Source organism: Mesorhizobium sp. M2A.F.Ca.ET.042.01.1.1 (assembly GCF_003997405.1).
Taxonomy (GTDB): domain Bacteria; phylum Pseudomonadota; class Alphaproteobacteria; order Rhizobiales; family Rhizobiaceae; genus Mesorhizobium.
Window position 1 is genome coordinate 1 of sequence record NZ_RZRX01000112.1, and the last position, 19,543, is coordinate 19,543.

30 protein-coding genes are annotated in these 19,543 nt (G+C 63.2%); all 30 read right to left on the reverse strand.

The genetic code is table 11. From position 1 onward, the window contains the following. Window positions 1-451 (reverse strand): aldehyde dehydrogenase family protein (locus EOA23_RS18070; RefSeq protein ID WP_127305141.1); only part of this gene is annotated, 451 nt, incomplete at its 3' end. Window positions 452-594: 143 nt separating this feature from the next. Continuing rightward, window positions 595-1,563 carry a helix-turn-helix domain-containing protein gene (locus tag EOA23_RS18075; RefSeq protein ID WP_127305142.1) on the reverse strand — a complete coding sequence of 323 codons (969 nt, stop codon included), beginning with the start codon at window positions 1,561-1,563 and terminating at the stop codon, window positions 595-597. 167 nt (window positions 1,564-1,730) lie between these two features. Then, window positions 1,731-2,558, reverse strand: a complete 828-nt coding sequence (locus EOA23_RS18080; RefSeq protein WP_189341634.1) for an aspartyl/asparaginyl beta-hydroxylase domain-containing protein — start codon at window positions 2,556-2,558, stop codon at window positions 1,731-1,733. A gap of 190 nt (window positions 2,559-2,748) precedes the next feature. Continuing rightward, window positions 2,749-4,059, reverse strand: coding sequence for a replication-associated recombination protein A (locus EOA23_RS18085; RefSeq protein ID WP_127305144.1), 1,311 nt, complete (start codon window positions 4,057-4,059; stop codon window positions 2,749-2,751). 125 nt (window positions 4,060-4,184) lie between these two features. After that, window positions 4,185-5,672 carry a DegQ family serine endoprotease gene (locus EOA23_RS18090; RefSeq protein ID WP_127305145.1) on the reverse strand — a complete coding sequence of 496 codons (1,488 nt, stop codon included), beginning with the start codon at window positions 5,670-5,672 and terminating at the stop codon, window positions 4,185-4,187. A 193-nt stretch (window positions 5,673-5,865) separates the two neighbouring features. Beyond that, the gene (rplQ, locus tag EOA23_RS18095) at window positions 5,866-6,297 is read right to left on the reverse strand and encodes a 50S ribosomal protein L17 (protein WP_042642218.1); all 432 of its coding nucleotides are present in this window, start codon (window positions 6,295-6,297) and stop codon (window positions 5,866-5,868) included. Window positions 6,298-6,401: 104 nt separating this feature from the next. Then, a complete protein-coding gene (locus tag EOA23_RS18100) occupies window positions 6,402-7,412 on the reverse strand; it encodes a DNA-directed RNA polymerase subunit alpha (protein ID WP_040994640.1) in 1,011 nt (336 codons plus the stop codon). 97 nt (window positions 7,413-7,509) lie between these two features. Beyond that, window positions 7,510-7,899: a 30S ribosomal protein S11 gene (gene rpsK / locus EOA23_RS18105; protein ID WP_006205444.1), complete on the reverse strand. Its 390-nt coding sequence runs from the start codon at window positions 7,897-7,899 to the stop codon at window positions 7,510-7,512. Between the two features lie 124 nt (window positions 7,900-8,023). Further along, complete coding sequence (rpsM, locus tag EOA23_RS18110; RefSeq protein WP_027170351.1) at window positions 8,024-8,392, reverse strand: 30S ribosomal protein S13; 369 nt, start codon at window positions 8,390-8,392, stop codon at window positions 8,024-8,026. Window positions 8,393-8,598: 206 nt separating this feature from the next. Beyond that, window positions 8,599-9,189 (reverse strand): adenylate kinase, encoded by a 591-nt coding sequence (locus EOA23_RS18115; protein ID WP_126061027.1) that lies wholly within the window; start codon window positions 9,187-9,189, stop codon window positions 8,599-8,601. Continuing rightward, window positions 9,186-10,526 (reverse strand): preprotein translocase subunit SecY, encoded by a 1,341-nt coding sequence (secY, locus tag EOA23_RS18120; RefSeq protein WP_126061028.1) that lies wholly within the window; start codon window positions 10,524-10,526, stop codon window positions 9,186-9,188. The genes EOA23_RS18115 and secY overlap by 4 nt, the downstream gene beginning before the upstream one ends. 257 nt (window positions 10,527-10,783) lie before the next feature. Next, window positions 10,784-11,260, reverse strand: coding sequence for a 50S ribosomal protein L15 (rplO, locus tag EOA23_RS18125; protein WP_126061029.1), 477 nt, complete (start codon window positions 11,258-11,260; stop codon window positions 10,784-10,786). Between the two features lie 22 nt (window positions 11,261-11,282). Next, a complete protein-coding gene (rpmD, locus tag EOA23_RS18130; RefSeq protein WP_027170355.1) occupies window positions 11,283-11,480 on the reverse strand; it encodes a 50S ribosomal protein L30 in 198 nt (65 codons plus the stop codon). Between the two features lie 24 nt (window positions 11,481-11,504). Then, window positions 11,505-12,074, reverse strand: coding sequence for a 30S ribosomal protein S5 (rpsE, locus tag EOA23_RS18135; protein WP_027046810.1), 570 nt, complete (start codon window positions 12,072-12,074; stop codon window positions 11,505-11,507). A 129-nt stretch (window positions 12,075-12,203) separates the two neighbouring features. Next, window positions 12,204-12,566 (reverse strand): 50S ribosomal protein L18, encoded by a 363-nt coding sequence (gene rplR, locus EOA23_RS18140; RefSeq protein WP_042642205.1) that lies wholly within the window; start codon window positions 12,564-12,566, stop codon window positions 12,204-12,206. 156 nt (window positions 12,567-12,722) lie between these two features. After that, window positions 12,723-13,256, reverse strand: a complete 534-nt coding sequence (gene rplF, locus EOA23_RS18145; protein WP_042642203.1) for a 50S ribosomal protein L6 — start codon at window positions 13,254-13,256, stop codon at window positions 12,723-12,725. A 90-nt stretch (window positions 13,257-13,346) separates the two neighbouring features. Then, complete coding sequence (gene rpsH, locus EOA23_RS18150; RefSeq protein ID WP_042642201.1) at window positions 13,347-13,745, reverse strand: 30S ribosomal protein S8; 399 nt, start codon at window positions 13,743-13,745, stop codon at window positions 13,347-13,349. A gap of 12 nt (window positions 13,746-13,757) precedes the next feature. Further along, window positions 13,758-14,063, reverse strand: a complete 306-nt coding sequence (gene rpsN / locus EOA23_RS18155; protein WP_042642199.1) for a 30S ribosomal protein S14 — start codon at window positions 14,061-14,063, stop codon at window positions 13,758-13,760. Between the two features lie 26 nt (window positions 14,064-14,089). Beyond that, window positions 14,090-14,668, reverse strand: coding sequence for a 50S ribosomal protein L5 (rplE, locus tag EOA23_RS18160; protein ID WP_042642197.1), 579 nt, complete (start codon window positions 14,666-14,668; stop codon window positions 14,090-14,092). Continuing rightward, window positions 14,661-14,975: a 50S ribosomal protein L24 gene (gene rplX / locus EOA23_RS18165; RefSeq protein ID WP_040983021.1), complete on the reverse strand. Its 315-nt coding sequence runs from the start codon at window positions 14,973-14,975 to the stop codon at window positions 14,661-14,663. The genes rplE and rplX overlap by 8 nt, the downstream gene beginning before the upstream one ends. 12 nt (window positions 14,976-14,987) lie before the next feature. Continuing rightward, a complete protein-coding gene (gene rplN / locus EOA23_RS18170) occupies window positions 14,988-15,356 on the reverse strand; it encodes a 50S ribosomal protein L14 (protein WP_006205457.1) in 369 nt (122 codons plus the stop codon). Between the two features lie 87 nt (window positions 15,357-15,443). Next, complete coding sequence (rpsQ, locus tag EOA23_RS18175; protein ID WP_042642192.1) at window positions 15,444-15,683, reverse strand: 30S ribosomal protein S17; 240 nt, start codon at window positions 15,681-15,683, stop codon at window positions 15,444-15,446. Between the two features lie 4 nt (window positions 15,684-15,687). Further along, on the reverse strand, window positions 15,688-15,888 hold the full coding sequence (rpmC, locus tag EOA23_RS18180; protein ID WP_042642190.1) for a 50S ribosomal protein L29: 201 nt from the start codon (window positions 15,886-15,888) through the stop codon (window positions 15,688-15,690). 12 nt (window positions 15,889-15,900) lie between these two features. Then, the gene (rplP, locus tag EOA23_RS18185; protein WP_040970378.1) at window positions 15,901-16,314 is read right to left on the reverse strand and encodes a 50S ribosomal protein L16; all 414 of its coding nucleotides are present in this window, start codon (window positions 16,312-16,314) and stop codon (window positions 15,901-15,903) included. 27 nt (window positions 16,315-16,341) lie between these two features. Continuing rightward, entirely contained in the window at window positions 16,342-17,073 is a 732-nt protein-coding gene (gene rpsC, locus EOA23_RS18190; protein ID WP_040983028.1) for a 30S ribosomal protein S3, read from the reverse strand. Then, a complete protein-coding gene (gene rplV, locus EOA23_RS18195) occupies window positions 17,073-17,462 on the reverse strand; it encodes a 50S ribosomal protein L22 (RefSeq protein ID WP_010909277.1) in 390 nt (129 codons plus the stop codon). Before rplV ends, rpsC begins: the two co-directional genes overlap by 1 nt. 2 nt (window positions 17,463-17,464) lie before the next feature. Beyond that, on the reverse strand, window positions 17,465-17,743 hold the full coding sequence (gene rpsS, locus EOA23_RS18200) for a 30S ribosomal protein S19 (protein WP_006205463.1): 279 nt from the start codon (window positions 17,741-17,743) through the stop codon (window positions 17,465-17,467). A 16-nt stretch (window positions 17,744-17,759) separates the two neighbouring features. Continuing rightward, window positions 17,760-18,593: a 50S ribosomal protein L2 gene (gene rplB, locus EOA23_RS18205; RefSeq protein ID WP_040970375.1), complete on the reverse strand. Its 834-nt coding sequence runs from the start codon at window positions 18,591-18,593 to the stop codon at window positions 17,760-17,762. Window positions 18,594-18,615: 22 nt separating this feature from the next. Next, window positions 18,616-18,909 carry a 50S ribosomal protein L23 gene (locus tag EOA23_RS18210; RefSeq protein WP_040983033.1) on the reverse strand — a complete coding sequence of 98 codons (294 nt, stop codon included), beginning with the start codon at window positions 18,907-18,909 and terminating at the stop codon, window positions 18,616-18,618. After that, window positions 18,906-19,526: a 50S ribosomal protein L4 gene (gene rplD / locus EOA23_RS18215; protein WP_126061030.1), complete on the reverse strand. Its 621-nt coding sequence runs from the start codon at window positions 19,524-19,526 to the stop codon at window positions 18,906-18,908. Before rplD ends, EOA23_RS18210 begins: the two co-directional genes overlap by 4 nt. Window positions 19,527-19,543: the final 17 nt, after the last annotated feature.

The following is a 19,543-nucleotide window of genomic DNA, read 5'->3' on the forward strand; positions in this document are numbered from 1 at the left end:
GGAAATGATAGGCGACCGTGTCGTGGTCGATCTCCGAAAGGCTGCCCTCCTGGCTGCGAAGGACGCCGGCGAAATAGCGGAAGTGGTCGATGGCCAGAGGCAGGTCCGCCGCCGTCGTCTCGCGGATCGGCTTGCCGTTGTCCCACGTTTCGGCGAGCGCCAGCAGGTCGAGATTGTCTTCCATGCGGTCCGCAATGCGATTGAGGATCAAGGCGCGGGCCGCCGGGCTGGTCTTGCCCCAGGCATCCTTCGCCTTGTGCGCGGCGTCGAGCGCGGCTTCGACGTCCTGTGCGTCGGACCTTGCGATCTCGCAAAGCGGCCGGCCGGTCACCGGCGAGATGTTGTCGAAGTATCTTCCGGCATGCGGGGCGACCCAGCGGCCGCCGATGAAGTTGTCATAGCGCTTGGCGAAGGGGACCTTGGCCGTGCGTGAGAACTCAACCTTGTTCATTGTCTGCCTCCCAGCAAAACGGCGTCACGGGAATGTGGCGCGTCGCTGGAAACACTTGCCGACGCTCTTCGGCCTGTCATCCCCAGGCAAACGGATCGCGGCCGCCGAGTGTCGCAGAACTGCGACAGGTCAGGTTGCGTAAATCAATGCGGCCGGCGGATGCTGAAACGGGCGAGCTTGCGATGCAGCGTCGCGCGCGAGATGCCGAGGCTCTGCGCCGCTGCCGAGACATTGCCGCCGGTGCGCGCCATCGCGCGCTGCAGCACGCTGCGCTCGGCATCATCGAGGTCCTCCCGGGCCCTGGCCGGGTCCCCGAGGATGTCCGCGGCGAGGAGGCCCTTGGCCAGGCCTTCCGACGTTATGCCGAGAGCAAGCCGCGCCGAGCGTGTCGCGCCGATCACAAGGTCGTCGGCGTCGACGGCGATCAGCGCGCCGGCGCTGCGCTCGGCAACCGGCGCAAGCAGGATGCGGGCATTGGAATAGACCATACGGAAATTCTCGGCCTCGATACGGCGCGCGGCGTCGCCCACCGCGACCGAGATGAGCTGGACGAAGCCTTCCGTGAGGTCGGAGCGGCAGGACGATACGTCGAGCGCGGCCGCCAGGTTGCCTTCATGGTCAAAGACGGGAGCCGTGGTGCAGCTCATCAGCGTGTTGCGCGAAAAGAAATGCTGGTCGCGATGGATGGTGAGCGGCCGCTGATCGGCGAGACAGGTGCCGATGCCGTTGGTTCCCTCACTGTCTTCGCTCCAGACCGTGCCGATCCACAGGCCCCATTCGTCGAAGGTCTCGTCGTCGGCGACCGCGCCGCGGCGCTCGACGGGGATGCCGTCGCGGTCGGCCAGCATCACGCAGCAACCGACACCGCCGACCGCCTGATAGAGCCGGTTGAGGCTTGTCTCGGCGGCGCGGATCATCCGTTCCATGCGCTGCCGTGCCTGCCGCAATTCGGCTTCGGTCAGCCGCCTTGGCGCCTTACGCTCAGCCGGATCGAGGCGATGCAGTTGAAGGGAACGCCGCCACGAGGCGACTAACGCCGAATGCGCCGCATCGCTTCTGGCGATCGAAGCCTGGACGAAATCCGCATGACCGGCTGCTTGCCGCCCGCTCAAACCTATCCTCCCAGCGAGCGGACCTCCTTCCGCCCGTCGTTATATCCTTGTGGATATATCCGATGGAAGAGTTGTAACGGTTGCAGCGGATCGGCGCTATAGGACGTTGGTTTAAGAGCATCGAGGCGGCCGAGCAGGCCGAGCCAGGAGATTGAAGAGGCCCAGAATCAGTTGGCAGTGGCCTTAGGCTTTGACGAGCCGATCATCTTCCAGTTCTTGTAGAAGACCGAATTGATACGCTCCACGCTGACCGAGACGATGGCGAGAAGGCCCGCGATCAGTTTTGGGAATGGAGACGGCCTGATGATGTCGACGAAGACGCAGTAGCGGCGGCCGTCATATTCGTTGACCGAGCGGTGGAACAGCGTGTCGTCGAAGATGAACAGAGGGTTGTCGTACCAGTAGTTCTTCTTGCTGCCGCACTGGACGAAGATCTCCGCCTGCACCGGGATCAGATTGTAGAGGATGCGCAGGCTGAGGCGGAGCGGACCGAAATGCCAGGACGTGGATTCGCGCTTGCTGAAAACGGATACGGCGATCGTCTTGATGTATTTGTAGTCCTTGTTGAATTCGGGAACGTTGTCGATCTTGTGCTTGCCGTACCACTGGTAGACATACATGCCGCGCCGGCCGGCGCCGAAATTGGCGTCTATGTCGGCGATGATCTCGTCCTTGCGGGCCTTGAAGACACCCAGGACCTCGCTGATCTCGCGCTGATAGTCCTCGGGGAACTGCTCGGGCTTCCAGACGCCGGGGTTGCGATAGCAGAGAAGGTCGACAATCAGGTTGAAGGGCGACAGCAGCCAGGTGAACAGGCCGTTGCCGAGGAAGTAGCGCTCGAACAGGTTTCGGTTCTTCTGATCGTTGCGCATCACGTCGATCAGGCCGCAGACGACCCAGATCGTAGTCAGAATCGGGATGAAGTAGAAGGCGAGCGCGAGAACCACGGCCGCGATGGCGGCCTTGCGGAGCGACTTGAGAGTTTTCTTGTTCATTGCCATTCGCGCGGAGGCGCGATCCTGTTCCATGGGACAAAATCACGGCAGACCCCCGCCAGCCGTGCGCCTTGATAGGATTTTTTGTTTCCCGGCACAATGCCGTCGCGTGGGCTCGAGGGGTCTCTCGGCGCAAATATTTGGAGCGAGCTACTCCACTTCAGCTCCATGCCCAGCCGGGCGGCGCAACTCAGCTGTTCCGTTCGCTGCGCAGCTTCGCCCAGTATTCCAGCCGCTTGCGGATGTCGCGCTCGAAACCGCGTTCCGGCGGATCGTAAAAAGTGTGCCGGCCCATCTTCTCCGGGAAATAATCCTGGCCTGAAAAGGCGTCCGGCTCGTCATGGTCGTAGCGATAGCCGGCGCCGTAATCCTCCTGCTTCATCAGTTTGGTCGGCGCATTGAGGATGTGCTTGGGCGGCAGCAGCGAGCCAAACTCCTTGGCGGCTGCGGTCGCAGCCTTGAAGGCGGTGTAGACGGCGTTCGATTTCGGCGCGGTGGCGAGATAGACGGTGGCCTGCGCGAAGGCGAGCTCGCCCTCGGGCGAGCCTAGATAGTCATAGGCGTCCTTGGCCGCGTTGGCGACGACAAGCGCCTGCGGATCGGCGAGCCCGATATCCTCCACCGCCATGCGCACCAGACGGCGGCCGAGATAGAGCGGATCCTCGCCGGCGTCGAACATGCGGGCAAGATAATAGAGCGCCGCATCCGGATCGGAGCCCCGTACCGATTTATGCAGCGCCGAGATCAGGTTGTAATGGCCGTCCTGGCCCTTGTCGTAGATCGGCGCGCGGCGTTGGATGACGCGCTGCAGGCCCTCCGGGCCAAACACTTCGCCTTTCTTGGCGGCGCGCCAGACCTCCTCGGCCAGCGTCAGCGAGGCGCGGCCGTCGCCGTCCGCCATGCGGATCAGCATCGCGCGCGCCTCGTCGTCAAGCGGCAGCGCCCTGCCCTCGGTTTCTTCGGCCCGCGCCAGAAGCTTGGCGATGCTTTCTTCGCCCAGCGAACGGAACACAAGCACGCGCGCTCGCGACAGAAGCGCCGCATTCAGCTCGAAGGACGGGTTCTCCGTGGTGGCGCCGACCAGCACCACGGTGCCGTCTTCCATCACCGGAAGGAAGCCGTCCTGCTGGGCGCGGTTGAAACGATGGATCTCGTCGACGAAGAGCAGCGTCTGGCGGCCGTTGGCGCGCCTGAGTTTCGCCGCCTCGAACACCTTCTTGAGGTCCGCGACGCCGGAAAACACTGCCGAGATCTGCTCGAAGGCGAGATTGGTCTCGCCTGCCAGCAGCCGCGCCACTGTCGTCTTGCCGGTGCCCGGCGGACCCCAGAAGATCATGGAGCCCAGCGAACCGGAATCGATCAGCCGGGTCAGCGCGCCGTCCGGGCCGGTCAGGTGCTCCTGGCCGACGACCTCGCCGAGGTTCTTTGGGCGCAGCCGGTCGGCCAGCGGCCGCCCGGGCGGCGCTTTCTCCGGCTCATCGGAACTGAACAGATCGGCCATGCAAGTCTTTTGGTTGAAACGTGATCCCGCTCTCTTGAGAGCATGATGTTGTCCGAACACCGGTTCTCGCTTTTTGCCAAGCGGAGCTTCGGTTCGGGATCATGCCTTAAAATGGGCAGACCGCCTCAATAACGCAACACCTGGCGCAGTATCTGCCCGCCGCGCTCGACGGTAAAGCGCCACCAGCGCGTGTCCTGCTGGGCAATTTGCGCCAGCGTCGCTGCGGTGTCGATGCTGGTGCCGTTCACCTCGCGCACGATATCGCCGGGCTGGAAGCCGAAATCGGCGGCCGGCGAATCGCGGCTGATATCGATGACCGTGACGCCCTTGAGATCGGTGCGCAGGCCAAGCCGCTGGGCAAGCCTGGGCGACAGTTCCGCGACCTTGGCGCCGGAAAAGGGACTACGGCCACGCAAGGTGACTTCGCTGGGCTTGGCGCCTTCCGGCGCACGCTCCAGCGGGATTTCCAGCGTTGCCTGCTGGCCCTTGCTCAGCACGACGAAGGTCGCCTTGGTGCCGATCGACAGCGTCGCCATGCGATAGTCGAGCGCCTCGATGCTTTCGACCGGCGTGTTGTTGAGCGACAGGATGACATCGCCCGGCTTCAGGCCGGCCTTGCCGGCGGGCCCGGAACCTTCGACCGATGAAACCAGTGCGCCAGTCGGCTTCTCCATGCCGAGCGATTCGGCGATCTGCGGCGTCACCAGTTCGAACTCAGCGCCGATATAAGGACGCTCGAAGAAGTCGAGCCCGGCCTTGGCGGCGTCGGCAAAGGCGCGCACCATGTTCGAGGGGATGGCGAAGCCGATGCCGATCGAGCCGCCGCTGCGGCTGTAGATGGCCGTGTTGATGCCGACCAACTGGCCGCCCATGTTGATCAGCGCGCCGCCGGAATTGCCGGGGTTGATGGCCGCATCAGTCTGGATGAAATAGCCCGAATCGGAAACACCGATATGGCTGCGGGCAAGCGCCGAGACAATGCCGCTGGTGGTGGTCTGGCCGACGCCGAACGGGTTGCCGATGGCGAGCACTAGGTCGCCGACCTCGAGCGCGTCGGAATCGCCGATCGCGATCACCGGAAACGGCTTGTCGGCTGAAATCTTGAGCACGGCAAGATCGAGCGTCTCGTCCTTGAGCATAACCTTGGAGGTGAACTCGCGCCCGTCGGCTGTCGCGACCTTCACCTCATCGGCGTCCTTGATGACATGGAAATTGGTGACGATGACGCCGCTCGGATCGACCAGCACGCCCGAGCCCAGCGAAGACTGCGCGCGCGGCTGGGCGCGGCCGAAGAATTCCTCGAAGAAGGGATCGCCCTCGAAAGGCGACGTCACCTTGGCGGTCTGCGAGGCATAGACATTGACCACGGCGGGCGCCGTCTGCTTGACCAGCGGCGCGAAGGAGAGCTGCACCTCCTCGCGGCCGAACGGCACCCGCTTGTCGGGGCCGGACGTGCCGTTCTCGCCTTCGACGCCATGCAACAGGTCGGTCAGCACATCGGAGAGGCCCGGATCCGCCGGCTTGGCGGCATCCTCGGCAAAAGCCTGTCTTGCGGCCGGTGCCACGGCGAAGACGGCCAGCGCGGCAACAAGAAACAGTCGTCTGAGGCGCATTTTCGAATCCCTCCAGATCGGGCGCCATTGTCCCGACGATTGTGCAAAATGAAAGGCTAATGCACACAAATGCGACACTTGTCGCGCAAAAGCATGAGCCTGTACGTTAAATTCGGCTCGCTCGGATCAAGCCGCTCCAAATGCAAAAAAGGGGCCCGAAGGCCCCTTGAAGTCATTAAGGAAAACGCAGGCCTCAGGCGGCCGCGGCTTCCTCATTGGCGCCCTCTGCCTCAAGGCGAGCGCGGTCGGCGGCGCCCTTGGCCGAGGTGTCGCGGTCGACGAATTCGATGACCGCCATGGCAGCGTTGTCGCCCTTGCGGAAGCCCGCTTTCATGATGCGCAGGTAGCCGCCGTTGCGGGTAGCGTAGCGCGGAGCGAGGGTCTCGAACAGGCGCTTCACGACCGGCTCGTTGCCGATCTGAGCGATGACCTGACGACGTGCGTGCAGGTCGCCGCGCTTGCCGAGCGTGACGAGCTTCTCGACGATCGGACGCAGGTCCTTCGCCTTCGGCAGGGTGGTGACGATCTGCTCGTGCTCGATCAGAGACACGGCGAGATTGGCGAACATCGACTTGCGGTGGCTTACGCTGCGGGCGAAGCGACGGCCTTTGAAACCGTGGCGCATGGCTCTTTTCCTTCTTCAGTTGTTCAAGAGGCCACGGCCTCTGATGGTTTTCCGCATGACCGTCGGATCGAGCGGCTTTCGCCGCCGATCCTTGGAATTCATGCTCAATATTGGTCTTCGTAACGTTTTGCGAGGTCTTCGATGTTTTCCGGCGGCCAGTCCGGCACTTCCATGCCGAGGTGCAGGCCCATGGCCGCCAGCACTTCCTTGATCTCGTTCAGCGACTTGCGGCCGAAGTTCGGGGTGCGCAGCATCTCGGCTTCGGTCTTCTGGATCAGGTCGCCGATATAGACGATGTTGTCGTTCTTCAGGCAGTTGGCCGAACGCACCGAAAGCTCGAGCTCGTCGACCTTCTTAAGCAGCGCCGGGTTGAAGGCGAGCTCGGTGACGGCTTCGGTTGCGACTTCCTTCTGCGGCTCGTCGAAGTTGACGAACAGCGCGAGCTGGTCCTGCAGGATGCGGGCGGCGAAAGCGACCGCGTCCTCGCCCGAGATCGAGCCGTTGGTCTCGATGGTCATGGTCAGCTTATCATAGTCGAGCACCTGGCCCTCGCGGGTGTTCTCGACCTTGTAGGAGACCTTCTTGACCGGCGAGTAGAGCGAGTCGACCGGGATCAGGCCGATCGGCGCGTCCTCGGCGCGGTTGCGCTCGGCCGGCACATAGCCCTTGCCGGTGTCGACCGTGAACTCCATGCGGATCTCGGCGCCCTCGTCCAGCGTGCAGATGACGTGGTCGGGGTTGAGGATCTCGACGTCGCCCACGGTCTGGATGTCGCCGGCGAGCACGGCGCCCGGGCCCTGCTTGCGCACGACCATGCGCTTCGGACCATCGCCTTCCATGCGGATGGCGATTTCCTTGATGTTGAGCACGATGTCGGTCACGTCCTCGCGCACGCCGGCGATGGACGAGAATTCATGCAGCACACCGTCGATCTGCACGGCGGTGACAGCCGCGCCGCGCAGCGAAGACAGAAGCACGCGCCGCAGCGCGTTGCCCAGCGTCAGGCCAAAACCGCGCTCGAGCGGCTCGGCCACCAGCGTGGTCAGCGTCTTCTTCTTCGACGAGAACTCGATCTTGTTCGGCTTGATCAGTTCCTGCCAGTTTTTCTGGATCATAAATGTCTTCCTTCCTTTGCCCCGCCACCATCCAATCGTGGCGGGCGACACGGAAAACCGCGGAGGAACGCCGTGGCGCTCGCGCGGCGCTTAAAAATCAGACGCGGCGCTTCTTGCGCGGACGGCAACCATTGTGCGGGATCGGCGTCACGTCGCGGATCGAGGTGATGGTGAAGCCAGCCGCCTGCAGCGCGCGAAGGGCCGATTCACGGCCGGAGCCGGGTCCGCAGACCTCGACCTCGAGCATGCGCATACCGTGTTCCTGGGCCTTCTTGGCGACGTCCTCGGCAGCCATCTGGGCGGCGAACGGGGTCGACTTGCGCGAACCCTTGAACCCTTGCGCACCGGCCGACGACCAGGCAATCGAATTGCCCTGCGCGTCGGTGATGGTGATCATGGTGTTGTTGAAGGTCGAATTGACGTGGGCAACGCCCGACGAGATGTTCTTGCGTTCGCGACGGCGAACACGAGCGGCTTCCTTGGCCATGGTAGTCCTTTCAGTTGATCTCTACACCGCCGTAATGCCAGCGGCTCCACCTTGGGAAGCGAGTAGGGAGCAGTGAGTTGCGAATAGAACCCTACTCGCTAATGACTGCTCGCTATTCGCTCAATTACTTCTTCTTGCCGGCGATCGCCTTGGCCGGGCCCTTGCGGGTGCGCGCGTTGGTGTGCGTGCGCTGGCCGCGGACGGGCAGTGAGCGGCGGTGACGCAGGCCACGGTAGCAGCCGAGGTCCATGAGCCGCTTGATGTTCATCGAGACTTCGCGGCGCAGGTCGCCTTCGACCTGGTAGTCGCGGTCGATCGTCTCGCGGATCTGCAGCACTTCCGCGTCGGTCAGCTGGTTGACGCGGCGGTCCGCCGGAATGCCGACCTTGTCGACGATCTCCTGGGCAAACTTCTTGCCGATACCGTGAATGTACTGAAGCGCGATGACGACGCGCTTGTTGGTCGGAATGTTGACGCCGGCTATACGAGCCATGTTCTTCTCTTTCTCCATGTAGGCCGGACGAGCCGGCGTTCAAGTTACCCCGCGTCCGGTGGAGGCCGGCCCTTGCGGGAGTTTCCTGGTTCAAAGCGGATGCCTTGCCCGCAAGGGCAAGCAAAGTCCATGCCTGATAGGAAGACGGGCCGCCATACCCCAACGGCCCGTTCCCGTCAAGCGCAATCTTCAATTGTCGGCGCGAGCTATTTCGCCGCGGCCGCGAGCACCTTGCCGATCTCGTCGGTCACGGCATCGATACTGGCCATGCCATCGACCGTCTTGAGCTTGCCTTTGGCGTAGTAGTAGCCGGTCAGCGGCGCCGTCTTCTTGTAATATTCGCGAAGGCGTTCCTCGAACACCGCCGGGTTGTCGTCCTTGCGCACCGGCTGGCCGGCGGCCTTGGCATCCTCGGCGCGCTTGACGATTCGGCCGACCAGCGCCTTGTCGTCGACGACAAGCTCGATGACGGTGTCGAGCGCGATGCCGCGCTCGGCAAGCATGGCCTCGACCGCATCCGCCTGGACCAGCGTGCGCGGGTAGCCGTCGAGGATGAAGCCCCTGGCGCAATCCGGCTGATCGATGCGCTCGGCGACGATGGCGTTGACGATCGCGTCCGAGACCAGCTCGCCGGCATCCATCACCGCCTTGGCACGCTTGCCGACCTCGGTTCCGGCCTGGACGGCGGCACGCAGCATGTCCCCCGTCGAGAGCTGTGGGATGCCGTGTTTTTCTACCAGTCTTTGTGCTTGCGTCCCCTTGCCCGCCCCCGGCGGCCCAAGCAATATCAGCCTCATCTGCTCCTCTTCCCCCCACGCAACTTCGACTTCTTGATCAGGCCCTCATACTGGTGCGCGATCAGGTGACCCTGAATCTGCGCCACCGTGTCGAGCGTGACACTGACCACGATCAGAAGCGATGTGCCACCGAGGTAGAAAGGTACGCCAGTCGCTGAGATCAGGAATTCCGGCAGCAGACAGACCAGCACCAGGTAGATGGCGCCGATGACGGTGATACGCGTCAGAACATAGTCGATATATTCGGCGGTGCGTTCGCCTGGACGATAGCCCGGGATGAAGCCGGAATGCTTCTTGAGCTGGTCGGCCGTGTCCTTCGGGTTGAAAACGATCGCCGTGTAGAAGAAGGCGAAGAAGACGATCATGCCCGCGTAGAAGATCATGTAGAGCGGCTGGCCATGGCCGAGCGAGGCCAGGATCGTGCTTGCCCAGGCAGGCAGGTTGGTCGCCTGCGAGAAGCCCGCGACGGTTGCCGGCAGAAGCAGCAACGAGGACGCAAAGATCGGTGGGATGACGCCCGAAGTGTTGAGCTTCAGCGGCAGATGCGAGGTATCGCCCTGGAACATGCGGTTGCCGACCTGGCGCTTCGGATACTGGATGAGCAGGCGGCGCTGCGCGCGCTCGAAGAAGACGATGAGCGCGATGACGATGATGGCCAGCACGATGATCGCAAGGATGAGGCCCGTCGACAGCGCGCCGGTGCGGCCGAGCTCCAGCGTGCCGGAGATCGCCCGCGGCAGGCCGGCGACGATGCCGGAGAAGATGATCAGCGAAATGCCGTTGCCGATGCCGCGCGCGGTGATCTGCTCGCCGAGCCACATCAGGAACATGGTGCCGCCGACCAGCGTGACGACGGTCGAGATGCGGAAGAACATGCCGGGATCGTTGACGATGCCGTTGCCGCCTTCGAGACCGATCGAAATGCCGTAGGCCTGGATCAGCGCCAGGAGCACGGTGCCGTAGCGCGTGTATTGGTTGATGATCTTGCGGCCCTGCTCGCCTTCCTTCTTCAGCGCTTCCAGCGACGGGATGACCGAGGTCATCAGCTGCATGATGATGGAGGCGGAGATGTAGGGCATGATGCCCAGCGCGAAGATCGCCATGCGCTGCACGGCGCCGCCGGCGAACATGTTGAACATGCCGAGGACGCCCTTGCTCTGCGAGGAGAAAGCCTGGGCGAAAGCGTCGGGATTGATGCCGGGAAGCGGGATGTAGGTGCCGAGGCGGTAGACGAGCAGCGCGCCGATGGTGAACCAGATGCGCTTCTTGAGGTCCTCGGCCTTGGCGAAGGCCGCGAAATTCAGATTGGAGGCTAGTTGTTCAGCAGCCGAAGCCATGCCTGATTCTCCGCTAGAGCATGATGCCGAAAAGTGTGGAGCGGTTTTCGGACAACATCCTGCTCTACTTCATTGATTTCCGTGTCACGCTCGACGCCCCCAGCTCAGGCGGCGCGTGTCACCGAAGCTCACGAGATAAGCTCCGGACCTTAAACATGCAAGCGGCCGCGTTGACGCGGCCGCCCAATTCATCTGGTCAAAGCGCGGTTCGAGGGAAAATGCGAAGTCATCCCGGTCGGCCGCGCTTCAAATCGCCGTTACTCGGCGGCGGCGGCCGCTTCCGGCAGCTTCACCGAACCGCCGGCCTTCTCGATCTTCTCGATCGCGGCCTTGGAAGCGCCGGCGACGTCGAAGGAGAGCTTGGCCTTGAGCTCGCCGTCGGACAGCACGCGCACGCCGTCCTTGGCGCGGCGGATGACGCCGGCGGCAACCAGGGCCTCGGCCGTCACGGCCGCCTTGGCGTCGAGCTTCTTGGCGTCGATCGCCGCCTGGATCTTGGCCAGCGACACGACCGCGAAGCTCTTGCCGAACAGGTTGTTGAAGCCGCGCTTCGGCAGGCGCCGGTAGAGCGGCATCTGGCCGCCCTCGAAGCCGTTGATGGCAACGCCCGAACGGGCCTTTTGGCCCTTGACGCCGCGACCAGCGGTCTTGCCCGAGCCGGAGCCGATGCCGCGGCCGAGGCGCTTCCTGGAATGCGTGGCGCCGTCCTTGTCACGCAGATCGTTGAGTTTCATCATTCTTCTCCTGCGCTTCCGTTCAGGCCTCGTCCACGACGCGGACGAGGTGCTGGACGGCGGCGATCATGCCGCGCACGGAAGGGGTGTCTTCCAGCGTGCGCCGCTTGTGCATCTTGTTCAGGCCGAGGCCGACCAGCGTCGCGCGCTGCTCCTTCGGCCGGCGGATCGGCGAGCCGATCTGCTCGACGGTGATGGTCTTGGTAGCTTTCTTGGCCATGGTCGAAATCCCTGGTCAGCGCGACTATTCTTCAGCCGCAACGGCGGTGCCGCGGCGGGCCTGAAGCGTCGAATACTTGATGCCGCGCGCGGCAGCCACATCCTTCGGATGCATCTGGCTCTTCAGCGCGTCGAAGGTGGCGCGAACCATGTTGTAGGGGTTCGACGAACCCATCGACTTGGCGACCACGTCATGCATGCCGAGCGTCTCGAAGACGGCGCGCATCGGACCGCCCGCGATGATGCCGGTACCCTGCTTGGCGGCGCGCAGCAGAACGCGTCCGGCGCCCCAGCGGCCTTCGACGTCGTGATGCAGCGTGCGGCCCGAACGCAGCGGCACGAAGATCATGTCGCGCTTGGCCGATTCGGTCGCCTTGCGGATGGCTTCCGGCACTTCGCGCGCCTTGCCGTGGCCGAAGCCGACGCGGCCCTTCTGGTCGCCGACTACGACGAGAGCGGCAAAGCCGAAACGACGGCCGCCCTTCACCACCTTGGCGACGCGGTTGATGTGGACGAGCTTGTCCACCATGCCGTCGTCACGCTCTTCACGTTCACGCTCGCGGCCGCGGCCGCCTTCTCTACGTTCCTGTGCCATATCCTAGTCCTTGTTCTTTTCCGGAAGCACGGGTTGCTGTTTGCCGATGCCGCTTTGGGTCATCAGCGGCGAACTTTTTTCCTTTGCATGATCTTGTCCGAAAATTCTGCAACTTTTCGGGATCATGCATTAGAAGCTCAGCCCGCCTTCGCGGGCAGCTTCGGCCAGCGCCTTGACGCGGCCGTGATAGATGTACGGGCCGCGGTCGAAGACGACTTCCTTGACGCCGGCCTTCGAAGCGCGCTCGGCGATCAGCTTGCCGACCGCCGCGGCGGCGGCGGTGTCGGCGCCGGTCTTGAGCGAACCCTTGAGGTCCTTCTCGAGCGTCGAGGCGGCGGCCAGCGTGTGGCCGTTGGCGTCGTCGATGACCTGAACGTAGATGTTCTTCGAGGTGCGGTGCACCGACAGACGCGGACGCGCGCCTGCGACCTTCTTCAACTGGCGGCGGACGCGCTGCGCGCGGCGCTGGATGGTCTCTTTGGGGCTTGCCATAATGTCAGTTCCTTGCCTTCAGAAAACGGGGGCAACCCTGTGCGGTAGGCCAAGCCTCCCGCGGCCGCTCCCCGCGGCGTTACACTTCTCAAGCCTGGCGCCTTCCGAAAAGTCCGCGACCTTGCTGCGCTGACCTTCGGTTCAGGGCCAAGCCTATTACTTCTTCTTGCCTTCCTTGCGCACGATGCGCTCGTCGGCATAGCGCACGCCCTTGCCCTTGTACGGCTCCGGACCCCGATACTCGCGGATCTCGGCGGCGACCTGGCCGACCTGCTGCTTGTCGATGCCCGAGACCGTGATCTCGGTCGGCTTCGGCACCGTGATGGTGATGCCCTGCGGCGTCTCGTAGACGACGTCGTGGCTGAAGCCAAGCGCGAGCTGCAGGTTCTTGCCCTGCAACGCCGCACGATAGCCGACGCCGGTGATCTCGAGTTTCTTCTCGAAGCCGTCCTTCACGCCCTGCAGGATGTTGACGATCTGCGTGCGCGACATGCCCCACTTGGAGCGGGCAGTCTTGGTCTGGTCGCGCGGCTCGACGGAGATCTCGTTGTTCTCCATCTTGACCAGCACTTCGTCGTTGACCACGAACTTCAGCTCGCCCTTCGGGCCCTTCGCCGTCACGGTCTGGCCGTTGACGGATGCGGTCACGCCCTGCGGCAGCGAAACGGGTTTCTTTCCGATACGAGACATTTTGTTGTCCTCGTCACTTCTTTCGTTTCAGGTTCCAGTTCCCGGGCGCGATCCCGAGAACCGAAGCCCATTCATCAATCTCTTGGCCGATCAGAAGATCTGGCAGAGGATCTCGCCGCCGACATTCTGCTCACGCGCTTCATGGTCGGCCATGACGCCCTTCGGCGTCGAAAGGATGGCGATGCCGAGGCCGTTTGCGACCTGCGGGATCGACTTGGCCGAGACATAGACGCGGCGGCCGGGCTTCGAGACGCGCTCGATTTCGCGCACGACCGGAGCGCCGTCGAAATACTTCAGCTCGATCTCAATTTCGGACTTGCCGTTTTCGAAATCGGTCTGGCTGTAGTCGCGGATATAGCCTTCCGACTTCAGCACTTCGAGGACGCGGGCGCGCAGACGCGAGGCCGGGGTCGAGACGCTCGACTTCTTGCGGCCGTAGGCGTTGCGGATGCGGGTCAGCATATCGCCGAGAGGATCGCTCAATGACATCTCAGTGTCTCCTTACCAGCTCGACTTGACCAGGCCCGGGATCTGGCCGGTGTTGCCCAGATCGCGAAGCGCGATACGCGAAAGCTTCAGCTTGCGATAATAGGCACGCGGACGGCCCGTGACTTCGCAACGGTTGCGGATGCGGATCTTGGCCGAGTTGCGCGGCAGCGCCGACAGCTTCAGCTGGGCGCGGAAACGCTCTTCCATCGGCTTGGACTGATCCATGATGATGGCCTTGAGCGCCGTGCGCTTGGCGGCGTACTGGTCGGCGAGCTTGCGGCGCCGGTTGTTCTTCTCGACTGAGCTGGTCTTTGCCATTTCAGATTTTTCCTTTTTCGCTGCCGTTACTGGCGGAAGGGGAAGTTGAAAGCCTTGAGCAGAGCCCTGGCTTCGTCATCCGTCTTCGCCGTCGTACAAACGATGACGTCCATGCCCCAGACCTGATCAACCTTGTCGTAGTTGATCTCCGGGAACACGATGTGCTCCTTGATGCCCATGGCGTAGTTGCCACGGCCGTCAAAGCTCTTCGGGTTCAGTCCGCGGAAGTCGCGAACGCGCGGCAGCGCGATGTTCACGAGGCGGTCGAGGAACTCGTACATGCGTTCCTTGCGCAGCGTGACCTTGGCGCCGATCGGCATGTTCTCGCGCACCTTGAAGCCGGCAATCGAGTTGCGGGCGCGGGTGACGACGGCCTTCTGGCCGGCGATCAGCGCGAGATCCTCGGCCGCGACCGAGGGCTTCTTGGAATCGGCGGTTGCTTCGCCGACACCCATGTTCAGCACGATCTTGTCGATGCGCGGAACCTGCATCTCGTTGTCGTAGCCGAACTGCTCCTGCAGCGCCTTGCGGATGGTCTCTTGATAGACCTTCTTGAGGCGCGGCTCGTTCTTGGCAGCCGCCTGCTTGGTTTCAGCCTTAGCCATTGATGACTTCTCCCGAGCGCTTGGCGACGCGCACCTTCTTGCCGTCCTTCTGGATGGTGAAGCCGACGCGGGTCGGCTTGCCGTCCTTGGGGTCGGCCAGCGCGATGTTCGACAGGTGGATCGGCGCTTCCTTGGTGATGATCCCGCCCTCTTGGGACTGGGTCTGCTTCTGGTGACGGCGAATGAGGTTCACGCCGCGGACGACCGCGGTGTCTTCCTTCGGCTGCACCGACAGGACTTCGCCCGAACGGCCCTTGTCCTTGCCGGCAAGCACGACGACCTTGTCGCCTTTTCTGATCTTTTGCATTGGTCCGGCTCCTTACAGCACTTCAGGCGCGAGCGAGATGATCTTCATGTGGTTCTTGGCGCGCAGCTCGCGCGGAACCGGTCCGAAGATACGGGTGCCGATCGGCTCTTTCTTATTGTCGACGAGAACTGCCGCGTTCTTGTCGAAACGGATCACGCTGCCGTCCGGGCGGCGGATGTCCTTGGCCGTGCGAACCACGACCGCCTTCATCACATCGCCCTTCTTAACGCGGCCGCGCGGAATGGCTTCCTTGATCGACACCACGATGATGTCGCCGACGGAGGCATACTTCCGCTTCGAGCCGCCCAGCACCTTGATGCACATGACACGACGGGCGCCGGAATTGTCCGCGACGTCGAGGTTTGTTTGCATCTGAATCATGACTGGCCGCCTTCTTCTTTTCTAACGGGACAGGCGCGCGACGCCCCTCCCCGGTCTGTCCAAAATTCGTTTGTTTACGCCCAAAGATCAGGCTTGGTCCGAGGTAACCACGACCCAGCGCTTGTCCTTCGAAATCGGCTTCGATTCCTGGATGAACACCTGGTCGCCGACCTTGTGGGCGTTGTTCTCGTCGTGCGCCTTGTACTTCTTGGTCATGCGCACGGTCTTCTTCATCACCGGATGCGTGAAGCGACGCTCGACCTTGACGACAACCGTCTTCTCGTTCTTGTCGCTGACGACGGTGCCCTGCAGGATACGCTTCGGCATGGTCTTAACCCTTCTTGGCCGCGGCTTTTTCCGCGGCGATGGTCTTGATGCGCGCGATGTCCTTGCGGACCTGCTTCACGCGCGCGGTCTTCTCGAGCTGGCCGGTGGCCTTCTGGAAGCGCAGGTTGAACTGCTCCTTCTTCAGCGCGGCCAGGTCGTCGGTCAGCTGATCCTGGGTCTTGGTCCGGATGTCTTCGGCTTTCATGATCGCCTGTCCTTATTCTGCGATGCGCTGCACGAAGCGCGTCTTGACCGAGAGCTTCGCGGCGCCGAGACGCAGCGCCTCACGCGCGGTCTCCTCGCTGACGCCGTCGATCTCGAACATGATGCGGCCGGGCTTCACGCGCGCCGCCCAATAGTCGACGCCGCCCTTGCCCTTACCCATGCGGACTTCGGTCGGCTTCGAGGTGACCGGCAGGTCCGGGAACACCCGGATCCAGACGCGGCCGGCGCGCTTCATCTCGCGGGTGATCGCGCGGCGGGCCGCCTCGATCTCGCGCGCGGTGACGCGGTTCGGCTCAAGCGCCTTCAGCCCGAAACCGCCGAAATCCAGGTTGGTGCCGCCCTTGGCGGTACCGTGGATACGGCCTTTGAACTGCTTGCGGAACTTTGTGCGCTTTGGCTGCAGCATCGTTCTAACTCCAAATTCTCAAATGTCTCAGGCGTTCTCGCGACGACGGCCGCGTTCGCGCTCGCCACCAGCACCGCCGCCATGCGCGGCATCGCCTTCGGTTGCACGGCGCTCGGAAGCCATCGGGTCGTGCTCGAGGATCTCGCCCTTGAACACCCAAACCTTGACGCCGCAGATGCCGTAAGCCGTGTTTGCCTCGGCCGTGCCGTAATCGACATCGGCGCGCAACGTGTGCAGCGGCACGCGGCCTTCACGGTACCACTCCATGCGCGCGATTTCGGCGCCGCCGAGACGGCCGGAGCAGTTGATGCGGATGCCTTCGGCGCCGAGACGCATGGCCGACTGAACGGCGCGCTTCATGGCGCGGCGGAACGCGATGCGGCGCTCGAGCTGCTGAGCGATCGACTGGGCGATCAGCGTGGCGTCGATTTCCGGCTTGCGCACTTCAACGATGTTGAGGTGCGTCTCGGACTTCGTCATCTCGGTCAGCTTCTTGCGCAGCTTCTCGATGTCGGCGCCCTTCTTGCCGATGATCAGACCCGGACGCGCAGCGTGGATGGTGACGCGGCACTTCTTGTGCGGACGCTCGATCACGACCTTGGAGATAGCCGCCTGCTTGAGCTCCTTCTCGAGATACTTGCGGATCTTGAGGTCCTCATGCAGCAGCTGGCCGTACTCGCCGGTGTTCGCGAACCAGCGCGAATCCCAGGTGCGGTTGATGCCGAGACGCAGCCCGATCGGATTGACTTTCTGGCCCATTATGCGGCCTCCCCTTTTTCCTCGACTTCACGAACGACGATCGTGAGGTGCGAGAACGGCTTTTCGATACGGCTGGCGCGACCGCGGCCACGAGCGTGGAAACGCTTCATGACGATCGACTTGCCGACATAGGCTTCCGCCACGACGAGCGCGTCGACATCGAGGTCGTGATTGTTTTCCGCGTTGGCGATCGCCGATTCCAGCGTCTTCTTGACCGTGCCGGAAATCCGCTTGGCCGAGAATTCGAGGTCGGAAAGCGCTGTCGCGACCTTCTTGCCGCGGATCAGCGCGGCAACAAGGTTCAGCTTCTGCGGGCTGATACGGATCGTGCGCAGAACGGCACGCGCCTCGTTATCAGCAAGCCTGCGCGGAGCTTTGGCCTTGCCCATGATTATTTCCTCTTCGCCTTCTTATCCGCGCCGTGACCGTAATAGGTCCGGGTCGGAGCGAATTCACCGAACTTATGGCCGACCATGTCCTCGTTCACCGAGACCGGGACATGCTTCTGGCCGTTGTAGACACCGAAGGTGAAGCCGACGAACTGCGGCAGGATGGTGGAGCGACGGCTCCACATCTTGATCACCTCATTGCGACCGCCTTCACGAACCTTGTCCACCTTCTTGAGAAGGTAGCCGTCGATGAAGGGGCCTTTCCAAATCGAACGAGTCACTTGGCGTTACCTCTTCTTAGCTCTTGCGCTGATGGCGCGAGCGCACGATGAACTTGTCGGTCGCCTTGTTGGACCGCGTCTTCTTGCCTTTGGTCGGCTTGCCCCAAGGCGAAACCGGATGACGGCCACCCGAGGTGCGGCCTTCGCCGCCGCCATGCGGATGGTCGACCGGGTTCATGGCCACGCCGCGATTGTGCGGACGCTTGCCGCGCCAAACGGTGCGACCGGCCTTGCCGTCATTGATGTTGCCGTGGTCGGGGTTCGACACCGCGCCGACGGTGGCCATGCAGGAGCCGTGCACGACGCGCTGCTCGCCCGAGTTGAGGCGCAGGATCGCCATGCCCTGGTCGCGGCCGACGAGCTGGGCGTAACCGCCAGCCGAACGGGCGACCTGACCGCCCTTGCCCGGCTTCAGCTCAATGTTGTGGACGATCGTGCCGACCGGCATCGAGGCCAGCGGCATCGCGTTGCCCGGCTTGACGTCGACCGCTTCGCCGGCCACGATCTTGTCGCCGGCAGCAAGGCGCTGCGGGGCCAGGATGTAGGACAGCTCGCCGTCGTCATACTTGATCAGCGCGATGAAGGCGGTGCGGTTCGGATCGTATTCGATACGCTCGACCGTGCCGACGACGTCGTACTTCTTACGCTTGAAGTCAATGATGCGGTACGAACGCTTGTGACCGCCGCCGATGAAGCGGGCCGTGATGCGGCCGTAATTGTTGCGGCCGCCCGACTTGGTCAGGCCTTCGGTCAGCCCCTTGACGGGCTTGCCCTTGTAGAGGCCCGAGCGGTCGACGATGACCAGCTGGCGGGTGCTCGGCGTTACCGGGTTGAATTTCTTAAGTGCCATTGTCCTGTCCTCGCGGCCTTGCTCAGAGACCCGTCGCGACGTCGATCGACTGGCCGTCGGCCAGCGTCACAACCGCCTTCTTGACGTCGCCCTGGCGGCCAACCGTGCCGCGGAAGCGCTTGATCTTGCCCTTGCGGACGAGCGTGTTCACAGCCGTCACCTTGACGCCGAAGAGAGCTTCCACGGCAGCCTTGATTTCCGGCTTCGACGCCTTCTTGGCGACGTTGAAGACGACCTGGTTCTGCTCGGAAGCCATGGTCGACTTTTCGGTGATCGCCGGCGAGACGATCACGTCGTAGTGACGGAGGTCGGTCATTTAAAGCGCTCCTCGAGAGCCTCGACGGCTGCCTTCGAAAGGACCAGCGTGCCGCGGCGCAGAATGTCGTAGACGTTGATGCCCTGGATGGGCAGCACGTCGATGTTCGGAATGTTGGTCGCGGCCAGCTTGAAGTTCTGGTCAAGCTCGGCGCCGCCGATCACCAGGGCGTTGGTCAGCCCCAGCGTCTCGAGATTCGCCGCCAGCGCCTTGGTCTTGGCTTCGGCAAGCTTCAGCTCGTCGACGATGATGAGCGAAGCGCTCTTGGCCTTGGCCGAGAGAGCATGCTTGAGGCCAAGCGCGCGCACCTTCTTCGGCAGGTCGTGTTCGTGGCTGCGCACGACCGGGCCGTGCGCCTTGCCGCCGCCGCGGAACTGCGGAGCGCGAGCCGAATGGTGACGGGCGCGGCCCGTACCCTTCTGCTTGTACATCTTGGCGCCGGTGCGCGCGATCTCGGCGCGGCCCTTGGACTTGTGCGTGCCCTGCTGCTTCTTGGCGAGCTGCCAGCGCACGACGCGCTGCAGGATGTCCTCGCGCGGGTCGAGGCCGAAAATCTCTTCGGAGAGCTTCAGCTCGCCGGCGTCCTTGCCGCCCAGCGTTTTAATCTTGAGGTCCATTATTCCGCTCCCTCAGT

What these genes read in the sequence shown, in the direction of transcription:
- rplD (WP_126061030.1), bottom strand. Translation starts at nt 19,526, where the DNA reads ATGGACCTCAAGATTAAAACGCTGGGCGGCAAGGACGCCGGCGAGCTG.
- EOA23_RS18115 (WP_126061027.1), bottom strand. Translation starts at nt 9,189, where the DNA reads ATGAGGCTGATATTGCTTGGGCCGCCGGGGGCGGGCAAGGGGACGCAA.
- rpmD (WP_027170355.1), bottom strand. Translation starts at nt 11,480, where the DNA reads ATGGCCAAGAAAGCTACCAAGACCATCACCGTCGAGCAGATCGGCTCG.
- rplF (WP_042642203.1), bottom strand. Translation starts at nt 13,256, where the DNA reads ATGTCTCGTATCGGAAAGAAACCCGTTTCGCTGCCGCAGGGCGTGACC.
- EOA23_RS18085 (WP_127305144.1), bottom strand. Translation starts at nt 4,059, where the DNA reads ATGGCCGATCTGTTCAGTTCCGATGAGCCGGAGAAAGCGCCGCCCGGG.
- rplR (WP_042642205.1), bottom strand. Translation starts at nt 12,566, where the DNA reads ATGGCAAGCCCCAAAGAGACCATCCAGCGCCGCGCGCAGCGCGTCCGC.
- rpsN (WP_042642199.1), bottom strand. Translation starts at nt 14,063, where the DNA reads ATGGCAAAGACCAGCTCAGTCGAGAAGAACAACCGGCGCCGCAAGCTC.
- rplQ (WP_042642218.1), bottom strand. Translation starts at nt 6,297, where the DNA reads ATGCGCCACGGTTTCAAAGGCCGTCGCTTCGCCCGCAGCGTAAGCCAC.
- EOA23_RS18100 (WP_040994640.1), bottom strand. Translation starts at nt 7,412, where the DNA reads ATGATCCAGAAAAACTGGCAGGAACTGATCAAGCCGAACAAGATCGAG.
- rplV (WP_010909277.1), bottom strand. Translation starts at nt 17,462, where the DNA reads ATGGGCAAGGCCAAAGCTCCGCGCAGGCTTGCTGATAACGAGGCGCGT.
- rplX (WP_040983021.1), bottom strand. Translation starts at nt 14,975, where the DNA reads ATGCAAAAGATCAGAAAAGGCGACAAGGTCGTCGTGCTTGCCGGCAAG.
- rplE (WP_042642197.1), bottom strand. Translation starts at nt 14,668, where the DNA reads ATGGCTAAGGCTGAAACCAAGCAGGCGGCTGCCAAGAACGAGCCGCGC.
- rplO (WP_126061029.1), bottom strand. Translation starts at nt 11,260, where the DNA reads ATGAAACTCAACGATCTGCGTGACAAGGACGGCGCCACGCATTCCAGG.
- EOA23_RS18080 (WP_189341634.1), bottom strand. Translation starts at nt 2,558, where the DNA reads ATGAACAAGAAAACTCTCAAGTCGCTCCGCAAGGCCGCCATCGCGGCC.
- rpsM (WP_027170351.1), bottom strand. Translation starts at nt 8,392, where the DNA reads ATGGCTCGTATAGCCGGCGTCAACATTCCGACCAACAAGCGCGTCGTC.
- rpsQ (WP_042642192.1), bottom strand. Translation starts at nt 15,683, where the DNA reads ATGCCGAAGCGTATCCTGCAGGGCACCGTCGTCAGCGACAAGAACGAG.
- rplN (WP_006205457.1), bottom strand. Translation starts at nt 15,356, where the DNA reads ATGATTCAGATGCAAACAAACCTCGACGTCGCGGACAATTCCGGCGCC.
- rpsK (WP_006205444.1), bottom strand. Translation starts at nt 7,899, where the DNA reads ATGGCCAAGGAAGCCGCTCGTGTTCGCCGTCGCGAACGCAAGAACATC.
- rpsH (WP_042642201.1), bottom strand. Translation starts at nt 13,745, where the DNA reads ATGTCATTGAGCGATCCTCTCGGCGATATGCTGACCCGCATCCGCAAC.
- rpsE (WP_027046810.1), bottom strand. Translation starts at nt 12,074, where the DNA reads ATGGCACAGGAACGTAGAGAAGGCGGCCGCGGCCGCGAGCGTGAACGT.
- rpsC (WP_040983028.1), bottom strand. Translation starts at nt 17,073, where the DNA reads ATGGGCCAGAAAGTCAATCCGATCGGGCTGCGTCTCGGCATCAACCGC.
- rplB (WP_040970375.1), bottom strand. Translation starts at nt 18,593, where the DNA reads ATGGCACTTAAGAAATTCAACCCGGTAACGCCGAGCACCCGCCAGCTG.
- EOA23_RS18090 (WP_127305145.1), bottom strand. Translation starts at nt 5,672, where the DNA reads ATGCGCCTCAGACGACTGTTTCTTGTTGCCGCGCTGGCCGTCTTCGCC.
- rpmC (WP_042642190.1), bottom strand. Translation starts at nt 15,888, where the DNA reads ATGAAAGCCGAAGACATCCGGACCAAGACCCAGGATCAGCTGACCGAC.
- secY (WP_126061028.1), bottom strand. Translation starts at nt 10,526, where the DNA reads ATGGCTTCGGCTGCTGAACAACTAGCCTCCAATCTGAATTTCGCGGCC.
- EOA23_RS18210 (WP_040983033.1), bottom strand. Translation starts at nt 18,909, where the DNA reads ATGACCGACCTCCGTCACTACGACGTGATCGTCTCGCCGGCGATCACC.
- rplP (WP_040970378.1), bottom strand. Translation starts at nt 16,314, where the DNA reads ATGCTGCAGCCAAAGCGCACAAAGTTCCGCAAGCAGTTCAAAGGCCGT.